This is a genomic window from Microvirga mediterraneensis (assembly GCF_013520865.1).
Lineage (GTDB): Bacteria > Pseudomonadota > Alphaproteobacteria > Rhizobiales > Beijerinckiaceae > Microvirga > Microvirga mediterraneensis.
Genome location: NZ_JACDXJ010000001.1, coordinates 981,714 through 995,684, shown reverse-complemented (window position 1 = coordinate 995,684; position 13,971 = coordinate 981,714). Strand labels below are relative to the sequence as shown.

Annotated in this window: 7 protein-coding genes; all 7 read left to right on the top strand. The window is 68.0% G+C overall.

What is annotated here, in order from left to right; all coding sequences use genetic code 11:
• Positions 1-48: 48 nt before the first annotated feature.
• The 7 genes from ahcY to trxA all read left to right on the top strand — a co-directional run bounded on the left by ahcY (position 49) and on the right by trxA (position 13,806).
• Entirely contained in the window at positions 49-1,449 is a 1,401-nt protein-coding gene (gene ahcY, locus H0S73_RS04700; RefSeq protein WP_181051072.1) for an adenosylhomocysteinase, read from the top strand.
• A 360-nt stretch (positions 1,450-1,809) separates the two neighbouring features.
• A complete protein-coding gene (locus H0S73_RS04695; RefSeq protein WP_181051071.1) occupies positions 1,810-4,380 on the top strand; it encodes a PAS domain-containing sensor histidine kinase in 2,571 nt (856 codons plus the stop codon).
• A gap of 8 nt (positions 4,381-4,388) precedes the next feature.
• On the top strand, positions 4,389-5,975 hold the full coding sequence (gene tsaE / locus H0S73_RS04690; protein ID WP_181051070.1) for a tRNA (adenosine(37)-N6)-threonylcarbamoyltransferase complex ATPase subunit type 1 TsaE: 1,587 nt from the start codon (positions 4,389-4,391) through the stop codon (positions 5,973-5,975).
• A gap of 9 nt (positions 5,976-5,984) precedes the next feature.
• Positions 5,985-6,719: a nucleotidyltransferase family protein gene (locus H0S73_RS04685; protein ID WP_181051069.1), complete on the top strand. Its 735-nt coding sequence runs from the start codon at positions 5,985-5,987 to the stop codon at positions 6,717-6,719.
• A gap of 18 nt (positions 6,720-6,737) precedes the next feature.
• Complete coding sequence (gene addB, locus H0S73_RS04680) at positions 6,738-9,953, top strand: double-strand break repair protein AddB (protein ID WP_246388729.1); 3,216 nt, start codon at positions 6,738-6,740, stop codon at positions 9,951-9,953.
• Positions 9,950-13,384 carry a double-strand break repair helicase AddA gene (gene addA, locus H0S73_RS04675; protein ID WP_181051068.1) on the top strand — a complete coding sequence of 1,145 codons (3,435 nt, stop codon included), beginning with the start codon at positions 9,950-9,952 and terminating at the stop codon, positions 13,382-13,384. The genes addB and addA overlap by 4 nt, the downstream gene beginning before the upstream one ends.
• A gap of 101 nt (positions 13,385-13,485) precedes the next feature.
• Entirely contained in the window at positions 13,486-13,806 is a 321-nt protein-coding gene (gene trxA / locus H0S73_RS04670; RefSeq protein ID WP_036360939.1) for a thioredoxin, read from the top strand.
• Positions 13,807-13,971 lie beyond the last annotated feature (165 nt).

The following is a 13,971-nucleotide window of genomic DNA, read 5'->3' as shown; positions in this document are numbered from 1 at the left end:
GTAGAGACAGCGCCAATTCAACCGATCAGGTGCAGGAGAGAGGCCATCATGGCGCAGGATTACATCGTCAAAGACATCAGCCTTGCCGATTTCGGCCGCAAGGAGATCTCCATCGCCGAGACCGAGATGCCGGGCCTTATGGCCGTCCGGGCCGAGTACGGCCCGAAGCAGCCCCTGAAGGGCGCCCGCATCGCCGGCTCGCTCCACATGACGATCCAGACCGCGGTGCTGATCGAGACCCTCAAGGCTCTCGGCGCCGACATCCGCTGGGTGTCCTGCAACATCTACTCCACCCAGGACCACGCCGCCGCCGCCATCGCGGCCGCCGGCATTCCGGTCTTCGCCTATAAGGGCGAGACCCTGACGGAGTACTGGGACTACACCGCCAAGCTGTTCGACTGGCACGACGGCGGCATGCCCAACATGATCCTCGACGACGGCGGCGACGCTACCATGCTGGTCCATCTCGGCCTGCGCGCCGAGAACGGCGACACCGCGTTCCTCGACAAGCCCGGCTCCGAGGAAGAGGAAGTGTTCTTCGCCCTCATCAAGCGCCTCCTGTCCGAGAAGCCGAAGGGCTGGTTCGCCGGGCTCGCCGCCTCGATCAAGGGCGTGTCGGAAGAGACCACCCCGGGCGTTCACCGCCTCTACATCATGGAGAAGGAGGGCAAGCTCCTCTTCCCGGCGATCAACGTCAACGACTCGGTCACCAAGTCGAAGTTCGACAACCTCTACGGCTGCCGCGAGTCGCTCGTCGACGGCATCCGCCGCGGCACGGACGTGATGATGGCCGGCAAGGTCGCCATGGTGGCGGGCTTCGGCGACGTGGGCAAGGGCTCGGCCGCTTCGCTCCGTCAGGCCGGCTGCCGCGTGCTGGTGTCGGAAGTCGACCCGATCTGCGCCCTCCAGGCCGCCATGGAAGGCTATGAGGTCACGACCATGGAGGACGCGGCTCCCCGCGCCGACATCTTCGTCACCGCCACCGGCAACAAGGACGTGATCACCCTCGATCACATGCGCGCGATGAAGGACCGCGCCATCGTGTGCAACATCGGCCACTTCGACAACGAGATCCAGGTCGCTGGCCTCAAGAACCTCAAGTGGACGAACATCAAGCCGCAGGTGGACGAGATCGAGTTCGCCGACGGGCACCGCATCATCCTGCTGTCGGAAGGCCGCCTCGTGAACCTCGGCAACGCCATGGGTCACCCATCCTTCGTGATGTCGGCCTCCTTCACCAACCAGACGCTGGCCCAGATCGAGCTTTTCGCCAACCAGGGCAAGTACGAGCGCAAGGTCTACACCCTGCCCAAGCACCTGGACGAGAAGGTCGCCGCTCTGCACCTGGAGAAGATCGGCGTGAAGCTCACCAAGCTGCGCCCCGACCAGGCCTCCTATATCGGCGTGTCCGAGCAGGGCCCGTTCAAGCCGGATCACTACCGCTACTGATCGGCTCATCCATCAGCCTTCGAAAGCCCGGCCTCGCGCCGGGCTTTTTCGTGTCCGGCCAGGATCCGAATCGACCAAAACTGTCGCACCGGCATGTGTGTGTCACAAATGCAATATGGTTCGAGGAATTGCACACAGGTTCTCCAAAGGAAGTTTAAGCCGGTGTTAACCCTCTTCCTGGCGGAGTCGGGGGTAGTCTAGAGTGAACCCGAATCGACCGGCTGTGCTGTGGCTTCGAACCTGCGCCGGCAGTTCCGTTCATGCGTAGACGGTTGACCTCTGCAGCGCCGCAAGGCGCGGCCGGGATCGATCCAACTTGGCCTTCGTTTTTCGGCCGCCAACAAGGAAGGGCAGCACGGCATGGCCGGGCAATGGGAGCGTCATAGCGGCAACAGCGATGGGACAGGCTCCCTCGCCGGTTCGGCCCGCGTCCCCCTGTCCCTGATGCTCCTGGCCGGCACCTCACAGGCGGCCCTCGCCAACGACCTGCTGCGCCCGATCACGGACGGGGCCACGGACCTCCTCGGCTTCCTGAACGGCTTCGACCTGCACAACGCGGTCTATTTCGGCCTCTTCATGGGTCTCGTGGCCGTCTCGACCACCACCGCCCTGCTGCTGATGCACGAGCGCAAGCGCGCCGCCCGGATGGAGCAGCGCCTGCGCAACGAGCTCGACGCCCTGCGCGGCTCGGACGATCTCGCGACCCTGCTCATGGGGTCCGAGCGCCAGCTCCTCGTGAGTTGGCATGGGCGGGACGGGGAACCGCGGTTCCAGGGCGACCCGACCATCGTGGGCGAGAACGCCTCGGCCCAGCGCGCACTCGCCTTCGGTGCCTGGCTCGCCCCGGCGGATGCCGCCGCGGTCGAGGGCGCCCTCGAACAGCTGAAAGAGCGCGGCCAGGCGTTCCGCCTGACGGGGCGCTGCACCGCGGGCAGCCGCTTCGTCGACGTGGAAGGCCGCACCATCGGCGGGCGGGCGCTCCTGCGCCTGCGCGACGTGACCGGCGACCGGGCCGAGCTCATGAAGATCCAGGGCCAGCTCTCGGTTGCGCGCAGCGACCTGCGCTCCATGACGATGCTGCTCGACGACGTGGCCTATCCGCTCTGGATCCGCGATACGGACGACAAGCTGCTCTGGGCGAACCAGGCCTATCTGCGCTCCGTCGAGGCCAGGGACCTCGACGATGCCATCGCCCGCTCCCTCGAGCTCCTCGGCACGGCCACCCGGGACGAGGCGCGGCGCCAGCGCCTGTCGGGCGTCACCTTCTCGGGGCGCGTCACGGCCGTCGTCGCGGGCCATCGCGCCGTGCTCGACGTGATCGAGCGTCCGACCGCCGGCGGCAGCGCGGGCATCGCCGTGGACGTGTCCGAGCTCGAAGCGGTGCGCACCGACCTGCAGCGCCAGATGGATGCCCATGTGCGCACCCTGGACCAGCTGCCGACCGCCGTCGCGATCTTCGACGGGTCGCAGACCCTCATCTTCAGCAACGCCGCCTATCAGCAGCTCTGGGGCCTGGACGCCGCCTTCCTGGCCTCGCGCCCCACGGACGGCGAGGTGCTCGACAAGCTGCGCGCAGGCCGCAAGCTTCCCGAGCAGGCGGATTTCCGCGCCTGGAAGACCGAGTTCCTGCAGGGCTACCATTCGGTCGAGCAGCAGGAGACCTGGTGGCACCTGCCCGACCGGCGCACCCTGCGCGTGGTCATCAACCCCAATCCGCAGGGCGGCGTCACGTACCTGTTCGACGATGTGAGCGAGCGCTTCGAGCTGGCCTCTCAGGTCCATTCGCTGACCCGCGTCCAGTCCGAGACCCTGGATACGCTCAAGGAAGGCGTGGCCGTGTTCGGCTCCGACGGGCGCCTCAAGCTGCACAACCGCGCCTTCGCCGACATGTGGAACCTGTCGCCCGAGATGACGGCGGAGAACCCGCATATCGACACGATCATCCGGGCCGCCCGCCTGCTGGCGCCGCAGGACGAGCCGTGGATCGACATCCGCGGCGCGGTGGCGGGCCTCGCCGACATGCGCATGGGCCTCACCTGCCGCATTGAACGCCTCGACGGCACGGCGCTCGACTGCGCGGCGCAGCCGCTGCCGGACGGCGCGACGCTCCTGAGCTTCACGGACGTGACCGCGAGCGTAAACGTGGAGCGCGCGCTCACCGAGCGCAACGAGGCGCTGGAACGCGCCTCGCGGCTGCGCGACGAGTTCGTGCACCACGTGTCCTACGAGCTGCGCTCGCCGCTCACCAACATCATCGGCTTCACGCAATTGCTCGGCGACGAGACGGTGGGCGCCCTCAACCCGCGCCAGCGCGACTACGCCGACCACATCATGCGGTCCTCGGCATCGCTGCTCGCGATCCTCAACGACATTCTCGATCTCGCCTCCATCGATACCGGCTCCCTAGAGCTGACCCCGGAGATCGTCGACATCCGCTCCACCATCGAGGCCGCCATGCGCGGCCTCGAGGACCGGCTGGCCGAATCCTCCCTCAACCTGGTCATCGACACGCCGGACGACATCGGCACCTTCGTGGCCGACGGCAAGCGCGTTCGCCAGATCCTGTTCAACCTGCTCTCCAACGCGGTCGGCTTCTCGTCGCCCGGCCAGACCATCCAGGTGTCGGCGCGCAAGCGCGGCGGCGAGGTGATCTTCGACGTGAAGGACCAGGGACGCGGCATTCCGGCCGAGATCAAGGCGCGCATCTTCGAGCGGTTCGAAAGCCACACGCTGGGAACGCGCCATCGCGGCGTGGGCCTGGGGCTCTCCATCGTGCGTTCCTTCGTGGAGCTGCATGGCGGACGCATCGAGGTGTCGTCCACGCCCGGCCTCGGCACCACGGTCACGTGCATCTTCCCCAATGACCGGCACGAGACGCCGTCCGATGGCCGATCCGCGCAATCCGCGCTAACTCCAATCGCAGCCGAGTAGGAACAGCGATGGTGAATGGACTGGCCCTCATGCCCGAGCAGGACCTTTTGCAAGCCGCATGGATCGTGACGCTTCCCGACCACCAGTCGACGGAGCGCTTCGCGAGGATCCTGGCCGAAGAACTGAAGCCCGGCGATCTCGTCACCCTGTCGGGCGGCCTCGGCGCCGGCAAGACGACGCTCGCCCGCGCTCTGGTACGGACCCTCGCGGGCGATCCGGAACTCGAGGTTCCGAGCCCCACCTTCACCCTGATGCAGGTCTATGACGGGCAGAAGTCCCCCATCGTCCATGCGGATTTCTACCGCCTCTCCGGCGGCTACGAACTCGCGGAGCTGGGCTGGGACGAGATGACGGAGAACGCCGTCTCGCTCGTCGAGTGGCCGGAACGGGCCGACGGCGCGCTCAACCCCGAGCATCTCGACATCCGCCTCGATTTCGCGCCCGGCAGCCAGGGCCGCGGCCGCCTCGCCATGCTCACCGGAACCGGCGCCTTCGCGTCCCGGCTCCAGCGCATGAAGGCCTATCGCACCCTCGTCGAGCGCTGCGGCTGGGGCGATGCGAAGCGCCAGCCCATGCCGAGCGACGCTTCCGTGATCCGCTCCTACGAGCGCCTGGTGAAGCCCGACGGCTCGACCGCGCTCCTGATGATCTCGCCCCCGCGTCCGGTCGGACCCGCCGTGCGGCGCGGCAAACCCTACACGACCATCGCGAAGCTCGCCGAGACGGTGCATGCCTTCGTGGCCATGGACAAGGGCCTGCGCGCCCTCGGCTTCAGCGCGCCCTATATCTACGGCGAGGACCTCGATGCGGGTCTTCTTCTCATCGAGGATCTCGGCTCCGAGCCCTTCACCGACGCCAGGGGGCCGGTCCCGGAGCGCTACGCGGAGGCGACCAGGGTTCTGGCGCAGCTCCACGGCCAGACCCTGCCGCAGGTGCTCCCCGTGGCGGACGGCATCGACCACGCGATTCCGCCCTACGACCTCGAAGCGCTCCTCATCGAGGTGGAGCTTCTGCTCGACTGGTACGTGCCCCACATCATCGGCACGCAGCTCTCCGGGTCCGCGCGGGCGGAGTTCGTCAATCTCTGGACCGAGACCCTGGGCGAGGTCCTAGCCGCCCCGGCCACCTGGACCCTGCGCGACTACCACTCGCCCAACCTGATCTGGCTCCCCCGTCGCGAGGGCCTGCAGCGGGTCGGTATGATCGACTTCCAGGACGCGGTGCTCGGCTCGCCCGCCTACGATGTCGCGTCGCTCCTCCAGGATGCACGCGTGACCGTGCCGCCCGAGCTCGAACTGAAGCTCATCGGCCTCTATGCCCGCGACCGGAAGGCCCACGATCCTGCTTTCGACGTGTCGGCCTTCGCCCGCGCCTATGCGATCATGGCGGGCCAGCGCGCCACCAAGATCCTCGGCATCTTCGCGCGCCTCGACCGGCGCGACGGCAAGCCCCACTACCTCAAGCATCTGCCGCGGATCGAAGCCTATCTCATCCGCAACCTCGCCCATCCGGCCCTGGGCAAGCTCAAGGTCTGGTATGAAAACTATCTGCCGAGGCTGATCCCGCAGGCGGATGAACTCCCTCCCGAATCCTGAGCCAGCTCCTTGTCCCAGACCTCACCGCGCGCGCCGCGCAAAGCCATCGTCCTCGCCGCAGGCTTAGGCAAGCGCATGCTGCCGATCACGGCCACCATGCCGAAGCCCCTCGTGAAGGTGGCGGGACAAAGCCTCGTCGACTTCGCCCTCGACCGGCTGCACGAGGCGGGCATCGACACGGTGGTGGTGAACGTGCACCACTTCGCCGACATGCTCGAAGCGCATTTGCGCACGCGTGAACGCCCGCGCATCGTCATATCGGACGAGCGCGGCGAACTCCTTGAAACCGGCGGCGGCGTGAAGAAGGCGCTCCCGCTTCTCGGCAGCGAACCCTTCATCACGTTCAACTCCGATTCGCTCTGGATCGAAGGAGAAGAGCCGAATCTGAAGCGTCTCGTGGCGGCCTGGGACCCGGAGCGCATGGACATCCTGATGCTCGTGGCGCCGTTATCCACAAGCATCGGCTTCGAAGGCCGGGGCGATTTCCACATGGACGACAGCGGCCGCCTCCGCCGCCGTGGAACGGACGCGAGCGCCCCTTTCGCCTACGCGGGCGTCGCCATCGTGAAGCCGGAACTCGTTCATGGAACGCCCGACGGAGCGTTCTCGGCCAACGCCTTCTACGACCGCGCCATCGCGAAGGAGCGCCTCTACGGGTTGCCCATGGAGGGGCAATGGCTGCATGTTGGGGAGCCTCAGGCGATTACCGAGGCCGAACGATGCCTCGCCGCCGGCAAGCGATGAGGTTTTCGAGTGCCCAGCATGACCCGGAACAATGGGAACCGGTTTTCCGACCCGGTCATGCATGACTCACGGACTTCGCCGCGCGTCTTCTCGATTCCTCCGGGTTGCGCCTTCCTGCCGGCCCTCGTGGACGCGCTGTTCGACGGCCATCTCGTCGGCCCCCTGCCGGATGATCCGGCGGCCCTGTCCGACATCACGATCTATGTTCCCAACCGGCGCGCCACCCGGGCGCTGATCGCGCTGCTCGCCGAGCGCGGCGCAGGCCGGGCGCAGCTTCTGCCCCGGATCGTCCCCTTGGGCGAAACCGACGAAGCCGAGTTCGAGCTGACGGGCCTCGAAGGCACGCCGCTCCAGGAAGCCGCGAGCCTCAAGCCCCCGATCCCGCCCCTGGAGCGCCGCCTCATCCTCACGCGGCTCGTGCAGCGCTGGTCGGCGGAGGTGGACCGCGCGCTGCTGCAGCTCGGCCCCGAAGTGCCCTTCATGGTGCCGGCCTCGCCGGCCGACGCGGTGAACCTCGCGGGCGATCTCGAAACCCTGATGGACGCCTTCACGACGGAAGGCATCGACTGGCATGCCCTGGAACTGGCGGTGGATTCCGACTACTCGACCTATTTCGAGATCACGCGCCATTTCGTGCAGATCGCGAGCGAGAACTGGCCCAGGATCCTGGCCGAGCGCCAGGCGAGCGATCCGGCGCAGCGGCGCAACGCGCTGCTCGACGCGGAGGCGCGGCGCCTCACCCGCGAGCGGCCCGGCCATCCGATCATCGTCGCGGGCTCGACCGGCTCGGTACCGGCGACCGCGAACCTCATGGGCGTCATCGCGCGCCTGCCCAGGGGCGCCGTCGTGCTGCCGGGGCTCGACACGGCTCTCGACGAGGAGAGCTGGTCCACCATCGGGGGCTTCGGCGACGACGAGACCGATCCCGTGCACGGGCACCCGCAGGCGTCGCTCCGCCGCCTCCTGGACAGGCATCTGCGCATCCCCCGCTCCGCCGTCACAATTCTCGGCGCGGTGCCCGAAGCCGCGCAGGCCCGCAACCACCTGCTCTCCGAGATCCTGCGGCCCGCCGACACCACGGACCGCTGGTCGCTGATCGCCCCCGAGGATCGCGTGGCCTTGAGCGCGCGCGGCTGCGAGGGGCTTTCCATCATCGAGGCGGCGGACGAGCGCGAAGAGGCGCTTTCCATCGCCATCGCGCTGCGCGAAACCATGGCGCATCCGCACAAGACCGCGGCCCTCGTCACGCCGGATCGCGCGCTCGCCACCCGCGTGACGGCGGAGCTCGCCCGCTGGGGCCTGAGCGTCGAGGATTCCGCCGGCGTTCCGCTCTCCGATACGCCCGCCGGACGTCTCGCGCGCATCGCCGCGGAAGCAGCGGCCGACGATCTGCGGCCCGTGCGCCTGCTGGCGCTGCTCGCCCCCCCGATGGTGCGCCTCGGCCTGCCGCGTGAGACGGTCGAGCATGCGGCGAGCGTGCTCGAAATCGGCGTGCTGCGCGGGCCCGCTCCCGCGCTCGGCATCGAAGGCATGCGCGCCGCGCTCGCCAGCCGCCGCGCCGGGAACGATCATCGCACACCGCGCCCGCGCAAGCGCCTGACGGAAACCGATTGGGACCTCGCCGACGCCCTGCTCCAGCGCCTCGGCGTCGCCTTCGAGACCTTCACGCCGTCCGTGCACGGCGAGAGCCGGCTCGACCTCATGTCTCTCGTGGAGCATCACCGCCGCGCCGTCGAGCTGCTCTGGACCGGCCCCGACGACGAACCGGCGGAGCAAGACGACGATTCCTCGAAGGAAGCGCTCGCGGCTTTGTTCGACGATCTCGAACATTCCGACATCCGCGCGGAGGAAGGCCATCCCCTCGTGGGCCGTTTCGTCGACTATCCGACCTTTTTTACGGCGCTTGCCAAGCAGCGCTCCTTGAGCCCTTCGCCCCGCGCCACGCACCGGCGCCTGAAGATCCTCGGCCTTCTCGAAGCGCGGCTTCTCTCCGTCGACCGCGTGGTGCTCGGCGGATTGGACGAGGGCTCCTGGCCGCCGCGCACGGTGACGGACGCCTTCCTCAACCGGCCCATGCGCACGCGCGTCGGCCTGATGCCGCCGGAACGGCGCATCGGCCAGACGGCGCACGATTTCGTGCAGGCGCTCGGCACGCACGACGTGGTGATCACCCGCGCGCACAAGCGCGACGGCTCGCCCATGGTGCCCTCGCGCTTCCTCCAGCGCCTGAAGGCCTTCACCGGCAAGGACGTATGGGAGCGCATGACGAAGGCGGGCGAATATTACCGCCGGCTCGCGCGCACGCTCGACACGCCGGAGCCCGCGCCGCCGCTGCCGCGACCGCGGCCGAAGCCCGATCCGGCCCTGTTCCCGCGCTCCCTGAGCGTCACGGAAATCGAGACGCTGGTGCGCGATCCCTATTCGATCTTCGCGCGCCACATCCTCAAGCTCGATGCGCTCGATGCGATCGCCGTGACGCCGAGCGCGGCCGAGCGTGGCACGATCATCCACGACGTGCTGGGCACCTTCGCCGAGCAACACCCGAAGGCCCTGCCGGCCCATGCGCAGGAGATCCTGCTGGCGCTCGGCGCCGACGCCTTCGCGGACATTGCCGAGGCCTATCCCGAGCTCTATGCGGAATGGTGGCCGCGCTTCACCAGGCTCGCCACCGAATTCGTCGTGTGGGAGCAGGCCCGCCGCCCCGACCTCGTCGAGGTCCATGCGGAGCGCTCCGGCCGCCTGTCGATCCCGCTGCCGGACGGCACGATCTTCAATTTGCGTGCCCGCGCCGATCGCATCGAGCATCGCCGCGACGGCCGCTTCGCCATCATCGATTTCAAGACGGGCCAGCCTCCCGGCGTGCGCGAGGTCTATGCCGGCTTCTCGCCGCAGCTGACTCTCGAAGCCATGATGCTGATGAAGGGCGCCTTCAAGGGGCTGCCGATGGCGAAGGACACGCCCGATCTGATCTACATCCACACCACCGGCGGGCGCGAGCCGATCAAGCCGCGCGAGATAAAGCCCGGACGCGACGAGGAACGCTCCGTGCCGGAGATCGTCGAGGAGCACCGCCGCCGGTTCGAGGGCATGATCGTGCGCTACGCCAAGGGCGAAGCGGCTTACGTCTCGCGGCCCTTCCCGAAATATGCGCGCAAATTCTCCGAATACGACCATCTGGCGCGCGTGAAGGAATGGTCGCTGGCAAGCGCGGGCGGCGGTGAGGGATCCGAATGAGCACCGATCTCGTCATCCCGGAATACACCAAGGACGCGCAGCGCCGCGCCGCCAACCCGCGCGCCTCCGCCTGGGTGTCGGCCAATGCGGGCGCGGGCAAGACCAAGGTGCTCACCGATCGCGTCGTGCGTCTCCTGCTTGCCGGTTCGCTGCCCGGCCGCATTCTCTGCCTCACCTTCACCAAGGCGGCCGCCGCCAACATGGCGATCCGCGTATTCGAGCGCCTGGGCCGCTGGGTCACGCTCGACGATGAGAGCCTCGTCAGGGAATTGACGGAGCTCGAAGGCGAGAAGCCGACGCGCGCCCAGGTGAAGCTCGCGCGCACGCTCTTCGCCCGCGCGGTGGAAACGCCCGGCGGCCTGAAGATCGACACCATCCACGCCTTCTGCGAGCGGCTCCTGCACCTCGTGCCGTTCGAAGCCAACGTGCCCGCGCGCTTCGCCGTGCTCGACGAGAGCCAGACCGACGAGATGCTGTCCCAGGCCACCGCCAACGTGATGGCCGACGCCGCGAGCGGCAACTTTCCGGAACTCGCGGAGGCGCTCGACATCGTCAGCGTCGATGCGGTCGGCGACGCGCTCTCGGGCGCGATCAGCGCGGCCTTGAAGTGCAAGGCGTTCCTGCATGATGCGGCGGGCCCCGCGCGGCTTCGCCGGGAGCTGGGGCTCGGCGCAGACGACACGCTCGAGAGCGTTGAGACCGCCATGCTCGAAGGCGGCATCGGGCCGGACGAGTGGCCCGCCGTCGCCCAGGAACTGCTCGCCGGCAAGGCGACCGACCAGAAGCGCGCGGCGTCCTTCATCGCGGCCGCCGAGGCGAAGGAGCGCCTCGACAAACTTGAAAACTATCTCTCGATCTTTCTCACCGATACCGGCACGCCCCGCAAGGGATCGGCGTTCCTGACCAAGGATGTGGGCGAGAGCCTGAAGGACCGGCTGCTGCGCGAGCAGGAGCGCGTGTGCTCGCTCATCGACAAGCGCAAGGCCGCGCGCGCCGCCGAGCGCACCCATGCCCTATTCACGCTGGCGGCCGAGATCCATGCCCGCGTCGAGCAGGCGAAGATGCGCCTCGGCGCCCTCGACTTCCAGGACCTCATCGACAAGACGCTGGCGCTGCTCTCGCGCGGCGACACGGCCTGGGTGCTCTACAAGCTCGATCGCGGCATCGATCACGTGCTGATCGACGAGGCACAGGACACGAACCCGGAGCAATGGGAGATCCTGCGCAGGATCACCGAGGATTTCACGTCGGGCGCTGGCGCCGCGGCCTCACGCGTGCGCACGCTCTTCGCCGTGGGCGATCCCAAGCAGTCGATCTACGGCTTCCAGGGAGCTGCCCCGCAGGAATTCGAGACGACGCGCCGAAGCTGGTCGCAGAAGGTGAAGAACGCCGAGCTTCACTTCGAAGACGTGTCGCTCACCATGTCGTTCCGTTCGGCCAAGGCCGTGCTGTCGGCCGTTGACGCCACCTTCGCGGTCGCGGCGAATTTCAAGGGCCTGTCTTTCGAGGACAAGGCGGTCGGCACCGTGCATGAGAGCGCGCGCCCCCACGCGCCCGGCCTCGTGGAGATGTGGCCCCTGGAGATGCCCGCCAAGGAGGAGGAGCCCGAGGCCTGGGTGCTGCCCATCGACGAGCCGGAGCAGCATTCGCCGCCCGTCGTCGTCGCGCGCCGCATCGCGCAGGCCGTGAAGTGCTGGACCACCAAGGGCGACGAGACGGGCCGCCTCTGGTCCGCCGGCGACGTGCTCGTGCTGGTGCGGAAGCGCGGCGCTGCCTTCGAGGCGGTGATCCGCGCACTGAAGGAAGCGGGCGTGCCAGTGGCCGGCGCGGACCGGCTCAATATCGGCGAGCACATCGCCGTGCTCGATCTCGTGGCCGCGGGACGCGCGGCGCTTCTGCCGGACGACGATCTCACCCTCGCGACCGCGCTGAAATCGCCCCTTGTCGGCCTGACAGACGACGACCTCATCCGCATCGCGGCCGACCGGGCTGACGAGGAATCGCTGCACACCGCTTTGACGCGCCATGCGGATGCGGGCGACGCGAAGGCGAAGCGCGGATGCGAGGCGTTGAGTGCATGGCGCGAGCTTGCCCGCATCCACGGCCCCTTCGGCTTTTTCGCCACCCTGCTCGGGCCGCGCGGCGGACGCTCGCTGCTCGTGGCGCGGCTGGGCAGCGAGGCGGGCGATGCCATCGACGCCTTCCTGTGCTTCGCCCATCAATCGGAGATGACCGAGACACCCTCGCTCACGGTCTTCCTCAGCCGGTTCGAATCCGCCTCGCACACGATCAAGCGCGACCTCGATTCCGTGAACAACGAAGTGCGCGTGATGACCGTGCACGGTGCGAAGGGCCTGGAAGCCCCCATCGTGGTGCTCATCGACGGCTGCGAGGTGCTGGGGAGAGATCCGCCGCTGCTGCAGCTGCAGACCGCGACCGGCGGCAGAGTCCCGGTATGGTCGCCCGGCAAGAATTCCGATTCGAGCGTGATGACGCAGGCGCGCGACCTCCTGCACGCCAAGGGCTACGAGGAGCACAACCGCCTGCTCTACGTCGCCATGACCCGGGCCAAGGACCGGCTGGTGATCGCCCCCTACCGGACGAACGGCAACGAGACCAAGCAGGAGGCCTGGTGCGAGATGATCCGCCACGGGCTCGTCGCCAAGGCCGGCGGCCTGGAGCTGGACAAGGCCCCCTATGGCGAGATCGCCGTCTGGCGCGACGGCTCGCCTCTGGCGCGCACGCTGGTGGCCGAATCCGACGTGGCGCCGCTCGATCCCATCGCTGTTCCGGACTGGCTGACCACGAGAGCGGCTCCGGAACCCGAGCCCCTGCCGCCGATCCGTCCCTCCAGCGCTCTCGGCGCCGCCGACCGGATGACGCGCCCGGGCGACGGCCCCTATGCGCCCGAGGCCCGCTTACGCGGCACCCTGGTCCATGCGCTCCTGGAGCGCCTGCCCGCGCTCGCGCCCGAGCACCGGGAAAGCATGGCGCGTGCCTACATCAAGGCCCGCGCCCCGCGTCTCCCCCAGGACCTGCGCGAATCGATCCTGACCAACGCCCTCGGGGTTCTCGACCACCCGGACCTGAAGCCGCTCTTCGGCCAGGGCACGCGGGCGGAAGCGCCTATCGCCGGGCAGGTGCTGACAGGCGAGGGCGAGATCCTGGTGTCGGGCCAGATCGACCGGCTGGCCGTGCTCGACACGGAGGTGCTGGTGGCCGATTTCAAGACCACTGCGCGCGCGCCTAAGCCGGGCCAGCCGCCCCCGCGCTCTTATGTGGCGCAGCTCGCCCTCTACCGGACGCTGCTCGCCGAGATCTATCCGGACAAGCGCATCCGCACCTTCCTGATCTGGACCTCCGGGCCCGTGATCCACGAGCTTCGGGAACCCGACCTGGAATCCGCACTTACCCTCATCAAAGCGGCGTGAGGGAAGGAGCCCTTGCTTGATTCCCTCAGGCCGGGTTCTTACCTTGGCCCTATAGCCGAGCGGCTCGTTATTGAGTCGCGTTCAAAGTCAAAGGTGATGGCATGGCGACCGTAAAGGTGACCGACTCAAGCTTCGCGCAGGATGTCCTGCAATCCTCCGAGCCCGTCGTGGTCGATTTCTGGGCGGAGTGGTGCGGCCCCTGCCGCATGATCGGCCCGGCCCTTGAAGAGATCTCCGACGAGATGGCCGGCAAGGTGAAGATCGCCAAGCTCAACGTGGACGAGAACCCGCAGATCTCCTCCCAGCTCGGCATCCGGTCGATCCCGGCGCTCATGATGTTCAAGGACGGCAAGGTCGTCGCCCAGAAGGTCGGCGCCGCCCCCAAGGGCGAACTGTCCCGCTGGATCCAGGCCTCGGCCTGATCGGATAAGAATTCCGAAATTTTGGAGAGGGGCCGCAAGGCCCCTTTTCTATTGGTTCTGACTGCTCCGTCATGGCCGGCACAAGGCCGGTGATGACGTAAAGGGGAAGCGGGATTGAGCTTGGACGATCCCGGATCTTCACCGGGCTCTGTCTGGAATGTGCTT